This window comes from Pectobacterium versatile, from assembly GCF_003932035.1.
GTDB classification, from domain to species: Bacteria; Pseudomonadota; Gammaproteobacteria; order Enterobacterales; family Enterobacteriaceae; genus Pectobacterium; species Pectobacterium versatile.
The window spans coordinates 1,777,298-1,795,986 of the sequence record NZ_CP034276.1 but is presented as its reverse complement, the minus strand read 5'-3'; the positions used below and the strand labels follow the sequence as shown (position 1 = coordinate 1,795,986).

The following is an 18,689-nucleotide window of genomic DNA, read 5'->3' as shown; positions in this document are numbered from 1 at the left end:
TATTTACGGGTTTATTGCCGTCAAACGTCTACGTATTTAGAGACCCTACATATTCCAGGCCTACAACATGAACGCTTATCCCCCTGAAATTCAACAGCAGGCAGCACGATGGGCCATCCGTTTGGCCGAAGCGCCGCTGGACGATGAACAGGAACTGACATTCCAGCACTGGCTGGCACAGGATCCGCACCATCGCCACGCGTTGGAACAGGCAGGGACGCTCTGGCACGGGCTCGGGTCGCTCAGCGCTGAGCAAAAACAGGTGCTGCAACCACAGCCGCCAGCCACATTGCCTGTCAGACGTGTTAACCGTATGACGCAGTGGAAAATCGCGGCCTTGCTGCTGCTGGGTTTCAGTCTCGGCGCGACGTGGATTTCCGATGGCATCCTCATGTTACGTTCGGATTATCATGCGGCACATCAGGTCAAACACGTTACGCTGCCGGACGGCAGTGAGGTTGATATGGATGCAGGCAGCGCCATTTCGCTCGCCTACACGTCGCAAGAACGGCGAGTCACGCTGCTGCAAGGCTCCGCCTGGTTCACCGTCGCACCGACGACGACACAGGAAAAACGGCCTTTTCTGGTCGATGCGGCATCGGGCACCACACAGGCGCTAGGCACGCAGTTCATCGTGCAAAATTCATCACAGACCACGACCGTCGGCGTGGTGGAGCACAGCGTTCAGGTAACGGCAAACGGGCAAGCGCTGCGACTTGATGAACAACAGGCGGCACGCTATACCGAACAAGGGATGACTCGCCTCCCCGGCTGGAATAGCCGCGAGCGCGGCGACTGGCGACGCGGCCTGCTCATTTTTGATCAACAGCCGCTGGCTATTGTGATCGCGCGTATCAATCAGTACCGCGCGGGGACGATCGTTATCCCTACATCAGCGCTGCGTCAGCGTCAGGTCAGCGGCATTTTTTCGCTGAACGAGCTGGATGGCGCATTGCAAACCATCGCTACCGAACTGGGTGCCAAAACGGTTTCACTCCCCGGCGTCACCCTTCTGTACTGATCCTTTCTCCTCTGCCTTACCCACTCCTGCCATGCTGCTCAGGAGTGGTAATCACGCATAAATTCCCTTTACGTTCACAAGGCCGCAACGCACCGGAGAAAAAAATTTAAATATTTTTTTACGGGTTCTGTCATCTCAGCCGTCTTCATATTTAGGTAATGATTTTTATTATCATTTTCATTAAGAAAAAGAGGGTTAATTATCCCTTTGTTTATTAATGCTTATTGATGATTTAACGGATGGCAGACCAGGCGAAAAATGTTTAAAAAAACACAACAGCAAGACAGCCGCTTGTTACAACGTAATCCACTTTCTCTCGCCGTCGGCATCGCACTGTCGTTGTCTGGCTCGCTCCACTATGCGCAAGCAGAAACGCAGGCCGCCAGCGTTCAGGAAGCGGCCCGTCAGAGCACCGCCTTTTCCATCAACTCGCAGCCGTTGAGCAGCGCGTTGCTGCGTTTCGCCGAACAGGCGGGGCTACAGGTCTTCTTTGCCGACGTCAAACTGGAAAATATGCAGGCCGCCGCGCTTCAAGGGCGCTTCACGCCAGAGCAAGGGCTGCGCCAGTTGATCGGTGCCAACCCGGTCGACTTTCAGATCGGCAGCAATGGCGTGATTACCCTGCGCCCTCGTTCAGTCAACGTCGATACGGCAAAAATAGACGACGTGATGACAGTTCGCGCATTTACCGTCGCCAATCCGGGCGACTGGATCTATGAACAGCCGCGCGCCATCAGCGTCATTTCACGCGAGCAGATGGATAACCGCCCTTCCCGCCACGCCGCTGATATGCTGGAGCAGTCCGCTGGCGTTTACTCCAGCGTCAGCCAGCAGGACCCTTCGCTATCGGTCAACATTCGCGGAATACAGGACTTCGGTCGCGTGAATATGAACATTGACGGCGTGCGGCAGAATTTTCAAAAAACTGGCTACGGTCAGCGCAACGGACAGATGTATATCGATTCGGAGTTGCTCTCCGGCGCAACGATTGAAAAAGGCGCGACAAACGTGATGGGCAGCGCGGGAACATTGGGCGGCGTCGCCACATTTAATACCGTCAACGCCCACGATTTTCTCGCTCCGGGTAAAGAGCTGGGCGGAAAACTGCACGCCAGCACGGGCGACAATGGAACGCATTTTATCGGCAGCGGCGTGCTCGCACTGGGTAACGAACGCGGCGACATTCTGGTCGGTGCCAGCGAGCGTCATCTGGGCAATTACTGGCCGGGCAATGATGGCAACCTCGGTAATATCCGTATCCCTGGCAATTCAAGTAATTACGAAGCGTGGGCCAATAATTTAAAGCATCAGAAAGTGACCAGCGCGGCCTACACCATGCGCTCGCGGCTGGCGAAAATCGGCTGGAACCTCCCTGCTAACCAGCGCTTCCAGCTCAGCTATATGCAAACGCAAACCTCTTCTGAAAACGCTGGGACGTTGTCCAACCTTTCCAATACCGAACTGGGTTGGAAGGCCAGCGGGCACAGCGAGATTATGGCGCGCAGTACCGCACTGGATTACAGCATGAAGCCAGACAACCAGCGCTGGCTGGATTTTAAGGCCAAGATTTATTACGCCGATACCAATAACGACACCAATAACTATGCCCTCTCTAACACCAGCGCGTATCACGAGAGCACGCGGTTACGCACGTACGGGGCGCAGGCGCAAAACACCTCAACGCTGTGGCAGCAGGGCGCGCACGATCTGAAAGCCGACTACGGGCTGGACTTCTATTACGACAAGATCACCACGGACAGCACCAATAGCACAGCCAGTAACGCCACTCCGGAAGGAAACCGTGCGATGGCCAGCCTGTTCGCGAATCTGAATTACGCATACGACGAATGGATAACGCTGCAAGGTGGCCTGCGTTACGATCGCTATCGGTTACGCGGCACCACCAGCATCAGCTATCGCGAAATCCCCTATACCGTCGCGGATCCCTGTAAGCAAGGGTCGATCGCGCGCTGCCCGCCGTTCGTGACCACCACGCAGGATTGGAATGTCGATGACGAACACGGCAAGCTGTCTCCCACCCTGTTTGCTGGTGTCCGCCCCGGCGTTGAATGGCTACAGCTGTACACCAGCTATGGCCTATCCTGGCGACCACCGTCCGTCAGCGAAACCTTTGCCAACGGCACCTACAGCGCAGGCAACTATTACCTCTATCCGAATCCCAATCTCAAGCCGGAACGTTCCCGTGCCTGGGAGGTCGGGTTCAATATTCAGAAACCAGAATTGTTCACTGACGGCGACAGGCTGGTCACCAAGGTGTCCTATTTCGACACTCGGATAAATAACTACATCAGTCTGAACGGCGCGCGCAATAAGCCGGGCTATAACGGCTATTCCCTCAGCAACTCGGTGTTCCAAAACAATCTGGCGAAGAGTCGCTTTCGCGGCATGGAATACCAGCTTAATTACGACGCGGGCTTTTTATATGTCGATGCCACCTACACCCACATGATCGGCAATAACGACTTCTGTGCGCCGGTGGCCTGGATGGGTGGCGTCACGACCGTCGGCGGTTCCCGAGGCAACTACTATTCCACGCCTGTCGATACCACAGCCAGCGATGCCTCTTGCCAGAAAACGCTGTTATTCAGCAACGCCGCCTATCTGCCGGGCGACCGCGGTTCCGTCACGCTGGGGACGCGCGTCTTCGACCGCAAGCTGGATATGGGGGTCACGATGCGTTTTGCTCCCGGCTATCAGGATGCTGCCGCACCGGCCAATTCCGCCTATTTAGCCGACTGGCCCAAATATGAAGTTTACGATCTGTACGCCAGCTATCGTCTGACCGACAGCCTGACGGTACGCGGTTCCGTCGAGAATATCGCTAACCGTACTTACGTCGTGAGCTATGGCGAATCACTGGGTTACACGCCAAGCCGGGGAAGAACGGTGCAGGCTGGCGTGGAATATCGATTCTAATTTCTCTGTTTCCCCACGCGGGAGGCAGGAAAACAAAGGGGATGGGAGGGCTCATCCTCTTTCACGACAGACACGGATGACCGTGCCTGTAGATCGCTAGTTAATGAGGAATCTATTATGAGTTTTGCAATTACCTACGATGCCTACTATGCCAATTACAGCATTGCCAGCTACCTGACTGAATGGTCGGCAGCGTTTGGTGACGTTAATCATACCGCGGGTAACACACAAGTCGGTGGCAATAATACTGGGGGCTTTTACGGCGGCGACACCTTTATAGACGGTACTCAATATGCGATCACGAGTACGCAGAACGATTTCTCCGCGCTCATTGCAGGCGGCGATCTGACCTATAGCCTCTTCTCCCCTCCTGCCCACACGCTGTGGGGTCAGTTGGACAGCCTGTCATTCGGTAATGTCCTGCAAGGCGGCACCACGGCTGGTACCACGTATTCTCTTGCTGAACCGGAAGTGACCTTCAGCGGGCTGGATCTCTCCACTGATATTGCCAACCAGACCGTTAGCGATCGCGGCGTGGTGCATGACGTGATTTACGGTCTGATGAGCGGACAGGTTCAGCCGCTGCTGACTGCGCTGACCAATGCAGGTATCGATATTAACGCGAGCCTGGATAGCCTCAGCTTCGCCACGGCGACCGCTGATGCCGCACTTTCTGCCGATACCGTGGTTGACGTTGTGGGCGTAGCAGAGACCGCCGATCTGCTGGCGGCATAAGAAAACGGCTAAAAGATGACGCTTTTAGCCGTTTGAGTGAACCCCGTCGCGGTACGGAGAGTATATACCCTAAATAATTCGAGTTGCATGCAGGCGGCAACCGCACGAATCCCCAGGAGCTTACATCAGTAAGTGACTGGGGTAAGTAAGGGAAGCCAACACACATGCGGCTTGAAGTATGACGGGTAAAGAACCGCGACGGTCTAGTGAGTGTAATAACCGTTGGCAAACCGCGTCAATAGCGGTACGGCTAACCGCCCCCCTCTTCCACCTTGTGGGTACACCACGGTGAGAACGATGGCACTTTATTGAAGAAGGAACATCCCATGCCCGCATCCCATCCGGCTTCATCAGGCCGGGAGATTATTGACGCGCTGGCCGCCTACCGTCAGGGATTTTGGGGAATTGGCCTGTTCAGCGCCGTCATCAACCTGCTGATGCTGGCTCCGGCAATTTATATGCTCCAGGTTTATGACCGCGTACTGCCTTCCAGCAGCACCATGACGCTGGCGATGCTGACGATCATTATGCTGGGCCTGTTTTTACTGATGGGATTACTGGAATGGATACGCAGCGCCGTGGTGATCCGCCTCGGTACGCAGATGGACATGAGCCTGAATCAGCGCATCTACAATGCAGCGTTTGAAAGCAATCTCAAGAATGGAACGGCGGGAGCCGGACAAGCCTTAAACGATCTTACCGCCCTGCGCCAGTTCGCCACCGGAAACGCGCTGTTTGCCTTCTTTGATGCGCCGTGGTTTCCGGTCTATCTTCTGGTGATCTTCTTACTTCATCCCTGGCTGGGTGTGATGGCGCTGGCGGGGGCGATCATCCTGATTGTGCTGGCCTGGCTGAATCAAAAACTCACGCGCGAACCCTTGGCCTTAGCCGCACAAAACACCGTTCAGGCGACGCAACAGGCTAACGCTAACCTGCGCAACGCCGATGCCATCGAAGCGATGGGAATGCTGCCCGCCATGCGTGAACGCTGGCTGACGCAGCACAAATCTTTTCTCTATTATCAGAATGTTGCCAGCGAAAAGAGCGCCAACATTACTTCACTGACGAAAAGCACCCGATTGGCGCTTCAGTCACTGATGCTGGGTCTGGGCGCACTGCTGGCCGTCAAGGGCGATATCACGCCCGGCATGATGATTGCGGGCTCCATTCTGGTGGGTCGCGTACTCAGCCCGATCGATCAGATCATTGGCGTCTGGAAACAGTGGATGCAGGCGCGTCTCGCCTGGCAGCGTGTCAATCTCTTACTCGATAATCACCCGGCGCGTCCCGCTGGCATGGCGCTGCCCGCACCAGAAGGCAAACTTCAGGTGGAACAGCTCAGCGCCAACGCCCCCAACACGCGTACACCCATACTCGCCAATATCACGTTTGAACTGGCTCCCGGCGATGTGCTCGGCGTGTTAGGGCCTTCCGGCTCAGGTAAATCCACCCTTGCCCGTCTGCTGGTTGCCGCTATGCCCGTCCTCGGTGGCAAAGTCAGGCTAGACGGCGCAGACATGCATCAGTGGGACAAAGCCGATTTGGGCCGCTTCGTCGGCTATCTGCCGCAGGATGTTCAGCTTTTCAGCGGGACAATTGCCGAAAACATCGCCCGCTTCACTCAGCCAGATCCAGAAAAGATCGTTTCCGCCGCCGTCACAGCAGGCGTTCACGAGATGATTCTGCGGCTGCCGCAGGGCTACGATACGCTGCTGGGCGAAAGCGGTGCCGGGCTGTCCGGTGGTCAGAAGCAACGTGTCGCCCTAGCCAGAACTATTTACAACCAGCCGCGCCTGATTGTGATGGATGAGCCGAATGCCAGCCTGGATGACGACGGCGAGAAAGCCTTATTAGCCGCGATTGCCGCCCAACAGGAAGCCAAAAGCACGCAGGTGCTGATCACGCATAAACCCGCACTACTTTCCTGCGCCAATAAGCTGTTAGTCCTGCGCGCCGGACAAATCCAGTATTTCGGTGCAACAGAGCAGGTGCTGAAAGAACTACAGCGCGCCAAGCCCTCCAAGGCTCCTATCGCCACATCACCCAGCGTGAAACCTGCGCCAGTTAAGACAGCCGACGCCGCAAATGCCTTTATCCCAAAGGAACCGAGTTCAGCCGGGCTAAGTATGGTGTACAGCGCACCGGCATCTAGCCGCGCCGTACCGGATAAATGAAATTCAGCCCATTGATAGCAAACGCCTGCCGTCAGAACAGCATCACGGAAAGAAGAGGATAACCATGTCCGCGTTACGCGAAGTCACATCACAGCCGACAACGCCCCTCCCTCAGATGGCAGATAACGTCGCGGCGATGCCGTTACACACCGACGCCGGACGCTATTTGAAGTACGGCCTCTGGCTGGTTCTGGCAGGCTTTGGTGGCCTGCTACTCTGGGCCGGCATGGCACCGCTGGATAAAGGGGTCGCCGTATCCGGCCGGGTCGTCGTTGCAGATAACCGCAAAACCGTGCAGCCCGTCAGTAGCGGGCGCATCGCCTCGCTCACCGTACGGGATGGCGACCACGTGCAGGCTGGGCAAATCCTTGCCACGCTGGACCAAACGCCCGCTCAGGCGCAACGCGATAATCTCGTCACGCAGCTTCAGGAAGCTCATGCGGGCGAAGCACGTCTGCTGGCGGAACGCGACGATCTCAGTACGATCGTTTTCCCTGCTCCCACAGAGCAACACAGCACCGTCACGCAACAAATTCAGATCGCCCAACAGCAGCTCTTCATCAGCCGTCGCGCTGCGCTACAACAGGAACGCGCGGCGATGCAGGCCGCCATCATCGGGGCAAAAGCGCAGTCGCAGGGATCACAGGCGCTGCTGGCCAGCAGCCAGACGCAATTCCAGATTATCAGCGAACAGCTACGCGGGTTGCGCCCGTTGGCGCAGGAAGGCTATATCGCCCGTAATCGCCTGCTGGACGTCGAACGGCAGGCCGCCCAGTTAGCGGGCGCGATTGCACAGGAACGGAATAATCAGGTACAGCTCCAGCAGCAGGTCGTCGAGTTGGAGCAAAAGATCCAGCAGCGCCAAAACGAATACCAGAAAGAGGTGCGCGCCCAGCTCGCCGATACCCAGCGTTCCATTCAGGATCTCACCCAGCGGCTGAAAACGGCGGAGTATGAACTTCAGCACACGCACATTCGTGCCCCCGCTAGCGGCACGGTAGTCGGGCTGGCGCTGCACACCGAAGGCGGCGTGGTGAATAGCGGGCAGATGCTGATGGAGATTGTTCCTGATGGGCAACCGTTATTGATTGACGCACAGCTGCCTATCGAACTGGTAGACAGAGTCAGCAACGGGCTACCCGTCGAGCTGCTGTTTTCTGCATTCAATCAAAGCACCACGCCGCGTATTTCCGGCGTTGTCGCGCTGATCGGTGCCGATCAGTTAGTCGAACAGCAGACAGGAAAACCTTATTACGCCTTACGCATTCACGTCGATGAACAGGGTAAGCAGCAACTCGCCGGGCTGGACGTTCGTCCCGGCATGCCAGTGGAAGCCTTCATTCGTACTGGTGAGCGCTCCCTGCTCAACTACCTATTCAAACCGCTTTCCGACCGCCTGCATCTGGCGCTGACCGAGGAGTAATCATGCTGCGCTTTTCATCCGTTTATCGCGCGGCGATCCGCTCCAGCTATGCCGTCCCGCTTTTTCTCACTCTGATCTACAGCGCACCGAGTCAGGCACTAGGATTAATGGAAGCCTGGCAGCAGGCGCTGACACACGATCCGGCCTTTCAGGCCGCCGTGCATGCGCGTAATGCCGACAGCGAAGAGAAAAACATCGGGCGCGCCGGGCTGCTGCCAAAAGTCACCTATGACTACAGCCAGTCCCGTAACGATTCCACGGTTACGGCGGGTGGTCAGCAGTCGGAGCGGGATTACACCAGCCGCGCTTCCAGCTTTTCCCTGCAACAGCCGTTGATCGACTACGCGGCGTGGTCGCGCTATCAACAGGGTGAAGCCAGCGCCGTGCTGGCAGATGAACAGCTGCGCGATGCCAGCCAGCAGCTATTGGTGCGCCTGTTTCAGGCCTACACCAACGTGCTGTTTAGCCGTGAGCAGATCACGCTGGTTCAGGCACAGCAGCGCGCATACCGCGAGCAATATCAACTGAATCAACGCCTCTTCCAGCAAGGAGAAGGCACTCGCACCGATATGCTGGAAACCGAAGCGCGCGTTAACCTGACGGAAGCACAGCTTATCGAAGCACAGGACAATCTGGATATCAGCCTGCGTGAACTGGAAACGCTGCTGGGGATGCCCGTTGGCGTGGATCAGCTTGCGGTGCTAACGCCACGCTTCACGCCGCAGACGCTTCAGCCTGCGGGCTATCAGCACTGGCAATCGCTGGCGCTCCGCCACAACGCGCAGCTATTGGCGCTAAACCAATCGCTGGCCGTGGCGAAATACGGCATTGAGCGTAACCGGGCGGGCCACCTGCCACAGGTCACGCTGATTGCCAGCACGCGCAATACGCAGTCGGATACCGAAAACAGCTACAACCAGAAATACGATACGCGGTCGATTGGTATCCGCGTCAGCGTACCGATTTTTGCTGGCGGCGGTGTCTCTGCCGCGACGCGTCAGGCAAAGGAGCGCTATCAGCAAACCGCACGGGAAAAGGACGAACAGACGGCGACAATCCAGACAGAACTGCGTCGCCAGTTTAATCTGGTCACCAGCAGTCAGGCGAAAATTCGCGCCTATGAGCTGACGGAAAAGTCGGCGCTGGCGCTGGTCACCGCCACACAGAAGAGCGTTCAGGGCGGGGAGCGCGTGAATCTTGACGTGCTGAATGCCGAAAAGCAGCTCTACGGCGCACGGCGCGATCTGACCGAAGCGCGTTATACCTGGCTGACGGCCTGGCTACAGCTGCGGTACTACGCCGGTACACTCGATGAACAGACACTGCGTCAGTTAGCGACCTATTTCGTGCATACCTCAGGTAAGTGATTCGTGTGAGTGACAAACCTGCCATAGGCAGGTTTAAACGCTGCTTGCCGCGGCCCCAACGGGGCGAGGCACACGCCAGTGTGCCGAGTAACGTAGCTAACGCACATGCAACTTGAAGTATGGCGGGTATATAAGAAATAAAGCTGATGTGGCCAGTATTCGGCCACGTTCAGTTTAGAAAGGAAAATAAATGGCATCCATATATTCTAAAATATTTATAAAAAAAATATATTAATAACCAATCAAACTATAAAGTGCGTCCCTCTTCGCATCCAATGTAAAAACAGCAGGAAACCCGTCAGCTATATTTCTGACGTGAATAACGACAACATGGCGACTATTTTTATTTTTCGGCCATGGCTCGGCGGTCTGACGTTGACTTCATTACCAAAAAGGGATTCATTTTATTATTTTTTAAACTAATCATTTAAAAACAATACAATATGCAGAAATACCTCGTTGGAGGTAGAAAAAGAGGCGTTAGGGTATGGTTTTTTGCGGTTAACGTTAACGAGAATAAAAAGTAAAAGAACACAAAGCACAACAAAATAAGAACAAGAATTTAATCACTTTTGAAAACCGCCTGTCATTCATTAACAACCACATCGATAGACACTCACCCGAATCATTAATAAATTAAATTTACACTTAAAAAACTAAAGAAACCAAAAAGACGCAATTATTGCGAGCGAGATCTTTTATTTTCAGTAAATAGCGCAAAGATAAAAATTAATAGATTTAGATCAAGAAAATAAATAACAACCCGTCCATATAGTACCCGCAGTAAATCTCTACCTATTTTAATTCTAACGAATTATTTCATTATATTAAGCAATGCAATGGGGCTACTATGGATTTCATCATTCAATTAGTCATTGTCCTGATCTGCCTTTTTTACGGGGCAAGAAAAGGCGGGATCGCGCTGGGTTTATTAGGCGGGATTGGACTTGTTATTCTGGTCTTTATTTTTAAACTACAACCGGGTAAACCGCCCGTTGACGTCATGCTGGTCATCATTGCCGTGGTGGCTGCATCGGCAACGCTTCAGGCATCGGGCGGGCTAGATGTCATGCTACAAATCGCGGAACGTATGCTGCGGCGTAACCCGAAATACGTTTCGATTATCGCGCCGTTTGTTACCTGTATTCTGACTATCCTGTGCGGTACAGGCCACGTGGTATATACCATTCTGCCGATTATTTATGATGTCGCCATCAAGAATAATATCCGTCCTGAAAGACCGATGGCCGCCAGTTCGATCGGCGCTCAGATGGGGATTATCGCCAGCCCAGTCTCTGTTGCGGTGGTGTCGCTGGTTGCCATGCTGGCTAATTTCACCTTCCAGGGTAAACATTTGGGATTCCTCGATCTGCTGTCTATTACCATTCCCTCTACCCTGCTGGGTATTCTGGCGATTGGGATTTTCAGCTGGTTCCGTGGTAAGGATCTGGACAAGGATGAAGACTTTCAGAAATTCATCGCCGATCCAGAAAACAAACAGTATGTGTATGGCGATACGGCCACGCTGCTGGACAGAAAACTGCCGCGCAGTAACTGGGTTGCCATGTGGATCTTTCTGGCAACCATCGCTGCGGTAGCGATTCTGGGTGCCGTTGAAGAACTGCGTCCAGTCTTTGCCGGTAAGCCGCTGTCGATGGTGCTGGTCATTCAGATGTTTATGCTGCTTTCCGGCGCCATCATCATTATCGCGACCAAAACCAATCCATCATCAATATCGAAGAATGAAGTGTTCCGTTCGGGGATGATTGCCATCGTCGCGGTATACGGTATCGCCTGGATGGCGGAAACCATGTTCGGCGCGCATCTGGAAGAGATCAAAAGCACACTCGGCTCAATGGTGAAGGTCTACCCGTGGGCTTACGCCATTATCCTGCTGATTGTGTCCAAGTTCGTTAACTCGCAGGCGGCGGCGCTGGCGGCGATTGTGCCCGTTGCGCTAGCCATCGGGGTGGATCCCGCGTATATCGTGGCGTCTGCGCCAGCCTGTTATGGTTACTACATTCTGCCGACCTACCCAAGCGATCTGGCTGCTATCCAGTTTGACCGTTCCGGCACCACCAAAATCGGCCGTTTCGTTATCAACCACAGCTTCATTCTGCCGGGCCTGATCGGCGTGAGCACATCCTGCGTCTTTGGCTGGGTGTTCGCTGCAATGTACGGCTTCCTGTAATTCGGTTCTCTATACCTAAAAGCCGCCCAGCAATGGGCGGCTTTCATTTCTGTTGCCAGATACGAACGCAGGCCTGCGCCAGCGCACGTGTCGGATCGATACTGATGTTCCACCAGCGTGACGACACCGCTTCCAGCGCCGGAGGGACTTCCGTGCAGGCCAGCACCAGACGTTCTGCTCCCCGTTCCACCAACTGTGCCGCTAACTGATCCAGCAAACGTCCACCATGTTGTAGCTCGCCACGCTTTACCGCATAGCACCCCGGCACGAAGAGCGTTGTCATTTCCTGTTCATTCGGCACCAAGGTTTCCGCACCTAACTGCGCAGCAAAACGCTGCTGATACCATCCTGCATTGAGCGTCCCGTGAGTCGCAATCAGCCCGATTTTACGCGGTGATGCCTTTGCCTCATCGGCCTGTGTCAGCGCGTGCAGCGTGGCATCGGCAATATGCAGCAGCGGCGCATCACTGGCCTCCGTCAACGCGTCAAACCAGTGGTGCGCCGTATTGCACGGCACCACAATATGGCTGACCGACAGGCGATTAAGCTGCCGGATAGCGTGCAACAGCGCCGGCAGCGGCGATTCACCAGTACCTGCCAGCGCCTGTTGACGATCGGGAATCTGCGGTACGTTCCAGACCACCACCGGCACATGATCCTGATCGCGACTGGCGGGCGTTTCTTCAACAACTTTATGCAACAGATCGACCGTCGCCAGCGGCCCCATCCCGCCCAGCACGCCAATCAGTGGCGTACTCATTGCGCGGCCGTTTGTTCGAACAGTTGACGGTAGCCAAACAACCCCGCCGAACCGCCGGTATGGATGAAAACAATGTTTTCATCGGCGCGAAAATGCCCTTGGCGAATCAAATCGATCAGCCCCGCCATTCCTTTGCCGGAATAGACCGGATCGAGCAAAATCCCTTCCAGCTGTGCCAATAGCCTGAGCGCTTCCAGCGTTCCTTCGGTTGGAATGCCGTACCCTTTGCCGACATAGCCGCTATTCACCTGCACCGCACTACGCGGCAGTTCGCCCGGAATCCCCAGCAGCTGCCAGGTACGCTGTGCTAACGCGTAAACATTCTCTTCCTGCTTCGCTTTCGGCGCTCTGACGCTGATACCTAATAGTGGAATCTGGCTGTTCGTCGCCACCAGTCCGGTCACCAATCCGGCCTGCGTGCCGGTGCTGCCAGTCGCGTGAACAATATGATCGATACGCAGACGCTGCTGGCTGGACTGAAATAACAGCTCTTCCGCACAGGCAACATAGCCCAACGCGCCTACTGGGCTGGAACCGCCACCGGGGATGACATAAGGCTTCAATCCTTCTTTGCGCAGTGATTCCGCTAACGTTTCCATCGCCTGCTGCATATCTGTGCCGGCGGGCAGATGATCGATAATTTCGCCGCCAAGCAGATTATCCAGCAGCACGTTACCGGAGCGCTGGTAGTCTTCACCGTAGTCCTCCACGCGCTTTTCCAGCAGCACCTTGGTTTTCAAACCCAGCTTTGCCGCCGCCGCAATGGTTTGTCGCACATGGTTAGACTGCGTCGCGCCCTGCGTGATGATGACATCCGCGCCCTGCTGCTGCGCATCGGCAAGCAGGAACTCTAGCTTGCGGGTTTTATTGCCGCCGGTCGCCAGCCCTGTGGCGTCGTCACGTTTGATGTAAATCGTCGGACCGCCCAGATAGGCAGACAGGTTCGGTAACGCCTCCAGCGGCGTGGGAAAATGGCCCAGTGATAAACGGGGGAATCGAGCAAGGTGCATAATATTCTCCTGAAATACGGATTACAGATTGAGGTGACGACGCGCTTCTTCACGAACGCGATGTAAAATACGCTGCTTCAGTGCGGCGTAGTCAGGATGCTGTGCCAAGGTTTCAATTTCTCTCTCGCGGCCAAACGGCAGCGGGATCGTCTCCGCAATACGACCGGGACGAGCGGACATCACCAGTACCCGGTCGGCTAAAAACAGCGCTTCGTCCACGTCATGCGTGACAAATAACAGCGTGGTGCCGGTTTTCTGCCAGGCAGATAGCAGCAGTTCCTGCATCATCAAACGGGTTTGTGCATCCAACGCACCAAACGGTTCGTCCATCAGCAGCACCTCGGGGTTCGGCAGCCAGGCGCGCGCCAGTGCCACCCGCTGTTTCATTCCTCCAGAGAGCTGCCAGGGATAGTGCTGCTGGAACCCTTCCAGCCCAACCAAGGCAAGATAGTTTTCCGCGTCACGCTGAAGTTGGGCTTTATTCGCTCCCTGCATCCGTGGGCCAAACGTCACGTTTTCCAGCACGGTGAGCCACGGGAATAAATTGGCCTGCTGAAATACCATGCCGCGCGAGGGCCCCGGACGACGAACAGGCTCCCCACCGCACAGCACGCGCCCCTTATCGGCAGATTCAAAGCCAGCAATCATGTTGAGAATGGTCGATTTTCCGCAGCCGGAGGGGCCCAGCAACACCACGAATTCGCCTTTAGCTATCTGGAGAGAAACGTCATCCAGCACCGTGAGAGAACCGCTTTTTGACGGAAACGTGAGGCTAACGCGCTCAACGACAATGTGTGGCGCATCAGGCTGAGAATGTTCGGTCATGATGATTTCCCCGCCCACGGCACGAAGACTCGCTGTGCACCGACCAACAGCAGATCGAGCGCATAGCCAATGCCGCCTAATAATAAGATGCCTAGCATCACAATATCGGTACGCAGGTAGGCGCTGGCATTCATCACCATCCAGCCGATGCCCGAGGTGGCAGCGACCATTTCCGCCGCAATCAGGGATGTCCAACCGATACCGATAGCCAGCCGCACCGTGGTAAACAGCTCCGGCAGCGTATCGGGCAACACGACATGGAAAAAAATCTGTCGACGGCTAGCCCCGAGCGTTTGTGCGACGCGGATACGGGAACGTTCCACGCGCTCAACGGCGGCACAGGCACCAACCACGACGCTGAGAAAAGTCGCGATAAAGATCAGGAAGAATTTGGATGCCTCACCAATTCCCAGCCAGACCACCGCCAGCGGGATGAGTGCGATTTTAGGCAACGGCCGTAGAAACTGAACGAAAGGATTAAAAACGGCAGCAATCGGAGGCGATAGCCCCATCAACAGGCCAAGCGGGACACCAAGGATAATCGCGACGCTGAAGGCGCTCAGCGCCCGAGCGACACTGACGGAAATATGTTCCCATAGCGATACCTGCCGATAGCCGTCCTGCGCCAGCTCTCCGGCGGTCAAGATGATATCCGACAGCGGCGGTAGCAGCAGCGGATCCACCCACTGCTGCGCCCCCGCCCACTGCCACAAGGCGAGCACCGCCGCCACGGACGTGATGCTCAATAACACATAAGACGTTCTTTTCACGACCCGTTAATTCCCTTTCGCCGCCTGCTTCAAATAGGAGGAATTAATGGAGTCGGCGAACGAAGCGGGAATATCACGCTGGCGAACGTCGCCGATACTCTCCAGAAAATGCGCCGTTTTAGCGACGGCCTGACCAATACCGCTCTGATCCGTGTGATTACCATCACCCAGCCATTGCGCCGTCGCCTGCTGTTCCAGCGTCGGGTATTCCAGCCCTGACAGCGTATTGGTTGCCGTTGTGACTGGCGCTCCTACCTCTTTTGCCACAATCGCCGCTGCTTTTTCCGGGTCCTGACGGAACTCATCAACTTTCTGCTGGTGTACCCGCAGGAAGCGTGCCACCGTTTCTGGATACTGTTGGGCAAAGGCCTTTCTGACCACATAGTTGTTGTAAATCAGGTAGCCATCTTTTTGCAGATCTTTGGTCGCAAAAATAGCGTGTCCGGCGGAAGCTTCCAGCTCTTGTGCGAACGGTGCCCAGACGTAGCCTGCATCGATATCGCCACGCTTCCATGCGGCCACCATCTCAGCCGGACGTAGCGGAATGAGGGTAATTTTGCTGCGGTCGAGTTTATTCACCGCGATGGCCGCTTCCAGCGCATATTGCGCCGTTGAATTTGGCGGATAAGCGACGCGCTTACCTTCGATATCTTTCAGCGTGGTGATGCCAGATTTTGCAATCAGCCGCTCATAGGTGGCGATCACACCAGATACGCCAATAATCTCCACCGGAAGTTTTCTGACAATACCGGCTGTCGCCGGGCTGGAACCAAAGTTGGCGATATCTATTGCATTACTGGCGAAATAATTCAGCGCATCAGCACCGGAAGCAAACTGCACCCACTTTACTGGCGCGCCCAGCGCTTTTTGTAGCGAACCGTCGGCTTTGGCTAAAACTAATACCTGTGAGCCGCCGCTGTAGGCCACACGAACTTCATCAGGATTTTTTTCTGCCGCCAGCACGGATGTCGTCATTAATAACAACCCACCGACGCCCACTGCACTCAATATATTTTTCATCGTTTTACCCTATGGTGATAAATAAAAATCAGTTAAATAAGTTAATAAATTATTAATTAATTCTTCAAGCCACTTTGTTATTTAAATAAGATAACTGCCCCCAACTGACATCATCGACAAAAATACCGTTCTCCAACCGTTGACGATAAGTTTGCTTTTCTTTATCGCCGGGCAGTAATAATGCGTCGTCATCACGGGATTGGCGCACCCATTCTAATAAGGCCGGAATTTCCTGCTGATAGGTTGCCGCGCCGCCTAATTTCTGCGGATCGATTAAAATCGACAGCATGCTGTTAATAATCTGCTTACCCTCGCCTTTCGCCGTGCGTTCGGTTTTCCCGCCGGTCAGCGCCGCGCCAAGCAACGAGCAAACCAGCGAAAGCCCCGATCCCTTATGTTCGCCAAACGGCAGTAATGCTCCCAGAGGTTGTTCCATCAGCCAGCGGGGATCCACCGTCGGATTGCCTTCGTTATCAACGATACAGCCGGGTGCAACCTGTTTACCCTCATTCCACGCGATACGGGCTTTGTTACCAGCAATCACGCTGGTAGCAAAATCCAGAATCACCGGATCGTCATGCTCAACCGGAATACCGGCGCAGAATGGATTCGTCCCGAAACGCGCCTGTTGGCCCTGCCACGGCAGCACCACCGGTTTGGTATACACGTTGGCAAAATGCAGCGACACCAGCCCGACCTCCGCGGCCTGTTCTGCCCACGCGCCGATACGTCCCAGATGGTGAGCATTAGCTAAACTCACCACCGCCAGACCATGTATTTGTGCACGCGCAATGCCTTCTGCAACTGCCTGTTTTGCCACTACCTGACCAAAGCCCTGCTGGCCGTCGAACGAAATCAGCGGGCCAAAATCCAGCGTTTTTTCCGCCTGTGCGTGGGGTGAAAGTCCACCTTCCCGAATCGCATCGATATAGCGCGGCAGCATGCTCACACCGTGCGAGTCATGCCCTTTCAGGCTGGATTCGACGAGGTTATCCGCCACAATCTCTGCAATTGGCGCGTCCACGTCATTCTCTGTCAGCCGATCGCGTAAATAATCGCGTAAATAATGATGAGTAAAAACAGGCATATTCTCTCTGTATACCACAATAGACATTTATATATTGCCCACTATAACGCGCAGATTTTTATCCATAACTGACAATTAAGACTATCCATAGCGAATATTTAGCTAAAGCGGTTATTTACTTGTTTTATCGCACGCATGGCTATTTAAAATCTCATTTATTCTAACTTATTCCAAAAAACACTTTAGCAGCAACACGCTAAGAAAATAGGATGCCTTCTTTAATACATTATTTACGACGAATAATTTATTGAAATAATACCTTGTGGTTCTTCTCTATTTTATTGCCGACCCTATTGCTATTAATAATGAGACAACGATAATGAATCCCTCACTACCTATGAAAAAATCGACGCGTTTCACACGCCTTGCCGCCATGATTGGCCTGACGTTAACAGCATTTGGCGCGAATGCGGAAGGCACCATCAGCATTGCGCAGCAGTTTGGCATCGGTTACCTGATTCTGGATGTGGTCCGCGACCAAAACCTGATAGAGAAGCACGGTAAACAGCAAGGTCTGGATATTAAGGTAGACTGGCGCACACTTTCTGGCGCGACAGCGATCAACGAAGCACTGCTGTCCGGTGCGCTGGATGTGGCCTCCGCCGGTGTTCCGCCGATGCTGACCGTGTGGGACCGCACGCAGGGCCGCCAAAATGTGAAAGCCATTGCCTCACTCGGCTCCATGCCCAACTATTTGCTCAGCAATAACCCAGCGGTGAAATCCGTCCGTGACCTGAGCGATAAAGATCGTATCGCCGTGCCTGCTGCTGGCGTTGGCTTCCAGTCACGCACGCTGCAAATTGAAACCGCGAAGCTCTACGGCGCGGAGGATTTCAAACGCTTCGACAAGATTTCCGTCAGCCTGCCGCATCCCGATGCCAGCGCGGCTCTTATCGCTGGCGGATCCGAAATCAACGCCCACTTCTCCAGCCCGCCTTTCCAATATCAGGCGTTAGAACATGCCAATGTGCACAAAATTTTGAGTTCTTATGACGTGCTGGGCGGTCAGGCAACGTTCAACGTGCTTTATACCACGCAGAAATTCCATGATGAGAACCCAAAAACCTACCGTGCCTTCTACGACGCACTGAAGGAAGCCTCGCAGATCGTCAAAGCAGATAAAGCCGCCGCGGCCGACACCTACATTCGGGTAGAGAAATCGAAACTGGATCCTGAACTGGTGAAACGCATCGTCGCCGATCCCGAGATCGATTTCACGATCACCCCTGAACGCACCTACGTTTATGCCGAAAAGCTGCACCAGCTTGGCGTACTGAAAAACAAAGCCGCCTCCTGGAAAGACTATTTCTTTGCAGAAGTTCACGAACAGCCGGGCAGCTGAATGCTCAGAGTCGCGCTCATTCGACGA

Annotated in this window: 14 protein-coding genes; 8 read left to right on the top strand and 6 right to left on the bottom strand. The window is 54.6% G+C overall.

Annotation, left to right across the window (positions count from 1 at the left end; genetic code table 11):
• Positions 1-67 precede the first annotated feature (67 nt).
• The 7 genes from EIP93_RS08045 to EIP93_RS08015 all read left to right on the top strand — a co-directional run bounded on the left by EIP93_RS08045 (position 68) and on the right by EIP93_RS08015 (position 11,848).
• Positions 68-1,021, top strand: a complete 954-nt coding sequence (locus EIP93_RS08045; protein WP_103941148.1) for a FecR family protein — start codon at positions 68-70, stop codon at positions 1,019-1,021.
• Positions 1,022-1,279: 258 nt separating this feature from the next.
• A complete protein-coding gene (locus EIP93_RS08040) occupies positions 1,280-3,958 on the top strand; it encodes a TonB-dependent receptor (protein ID WP_125232537.1) in 2,679 nt (892 codons plus the stop codon).
• A gap of 117 nt (positions 3,959-4,075) precedes the next feature.
• On the top strand, positions 4,076-4,693 hold the full coding sequence (locus tag EIP93_RS08035; RefSeq protein WP_010309465.1) for a heme acquisition protein HasA: 618 nt from the start codon (positions 4,076-4,078) through the stop codon (positions 4,691-4,693).
• Between the two features lie 326 nt (positions 4,694-5,019).
• Positions 5,020-6,867, top strand: a complete 1,848-nt coding sequence (locus EIP93_RS08030; protein ID WP_125232536.1) for a type I secretion system permease/ATPase — start codon at positions 5,020-5,022, stop codon at positions 6,865-6,867.
• A gap of 64 nt (positions 6,868-6,931) precedes the next feature.
• Positions 6,932-8,290 carry an HlyD family type I secretion periplasmic adaptor subunit gene (locus EIP93_RS08025; protein WP_109226011.1) on the top strand — a complete coding sequence of 453 codons (1,359 nt, stop codon included), beginning with the start codon at positions 6,932-6,934 and terminating at the stop codon, positions 8,288-8,290.
• 2 nt (positions 8,291-8,292) lie between these two features.
• Positions 8,293-9,657 (top strand): TolC family outer membrane protein, encoded by a 1,365-nt coding sequence (locus tag EIP93_RS08020; RefSeq protein ID WP_125232535.1) that lies wholly within the window; start codon positions 8,293-8,295, stop codon positions 9,655-9,657.
• 850 nt (positions 9,658-10,507) lie between these two features.
• A complete protein-coding gene (locus tag EIP93_RS08015; RefSeq protein WP_039492736.1) occupies positions 10,508-11,848 on the top strand; it encodes an anaerobic C4-dicarboxylate transporter in 1,341 nt (446 codons plus the stop codon).
• Positions 11,849-11,891: 43 nt separating this feature from the next.
• Here EIP93_RS08015 and cuyB read toward each other — a convergent pair whose 3' ends face one another.
• The 6 genes from cuyB to EIP93_RS07985 form a co-directional block, all read right to left on the bottom strand.
• Positions 11,892-12,608 (bottom strand): cysteate racemase, encoded by a 717-nt coding sequence (cuyB, locus tag EIP93_RS08010; RefSeq protein ID WP_125232534.1) that lies wholly within the window; start codon positions 12,606-12,608, stop codon positions 11,892-11,894.
• The gene (gene cuyA, locus EIP93_RS08005) at positions 12,605-13,618 is read right to left on the bottom strand and encodes a D-cysteate sulfo-lyase (protein ID WP_107333100.1); all 1,014 of its coding nucleotides are present in this window, start codon (positions 13,616-13,618) and stop codon (positions 12,605-12,607) included. Before cuyA ends, cuyB begins: the two co-directional genes overlap by 4 nt.
• A 21-nt stretch (positions 13,619-13,639) precedes the next feature.
• Positions 13,640-14,443, bottom strand: coding sequence for an ABC transporter ATP-binding protein (locus EIP93_RS08000; protein ID WP_039535504.1), 804 nt, complete (start codon positions 14,441-14,443; stop codon positions 13,640-13,642).
• A complete protein-coding gene (locus tag EIP93_RS07995; protein ID WP_125232533.1) occupies positions 14,440-15,213 on the bottom strand; it encodes an ABC transporter permease in 774 nt (257 codons plus the stop codon). The genes EIP93_RS08000 and EIP93_RS07995 overlap by 4 nt, the downstream gene beginning before the upstream one ends.
• Before the next feature lie 6 nt (positions 15,214-15,219).
• Entirely contained in the window at positions 15,220-16,233 is a 1,014-nt protein-coding gene (locus tag EIP93_RS07990; protein ID WP_125232532.1) for a taurine ABC transporter substrate-binding protein, read from the bottom strand.
• Positions 16,234-16,297: 64 nt separating this feature from the next.
• Positions 16,298-17,320, bottom strand: coding sequence for a malate/lactate/ureidoglycolate dehydrogenase (locus EIP93_RS07985; protein WP_125232531.1), 1,023 nt, complete (start codon positions 17,318-17,320; stop codon positions 16,298-16,300).
• 319 nt (positions 17,321-17,639) lie between these two features.
• Here EIP93_RS07985 and EIP93_RS07980 point away from each other — a divergent pair, with 319 nt between their 5' ends.
• Entirely contained in the window at positions 17,640-18,662 is a 1,023-nt protein-coding gene (locus EIP93_RS07980; RefSeq protein ID WP_103941144.1) for an ABC transporter substrate-binding protein, read from the top strand.
• Positions 18,663-18,689: the final 27 nt, after the last annotated feature.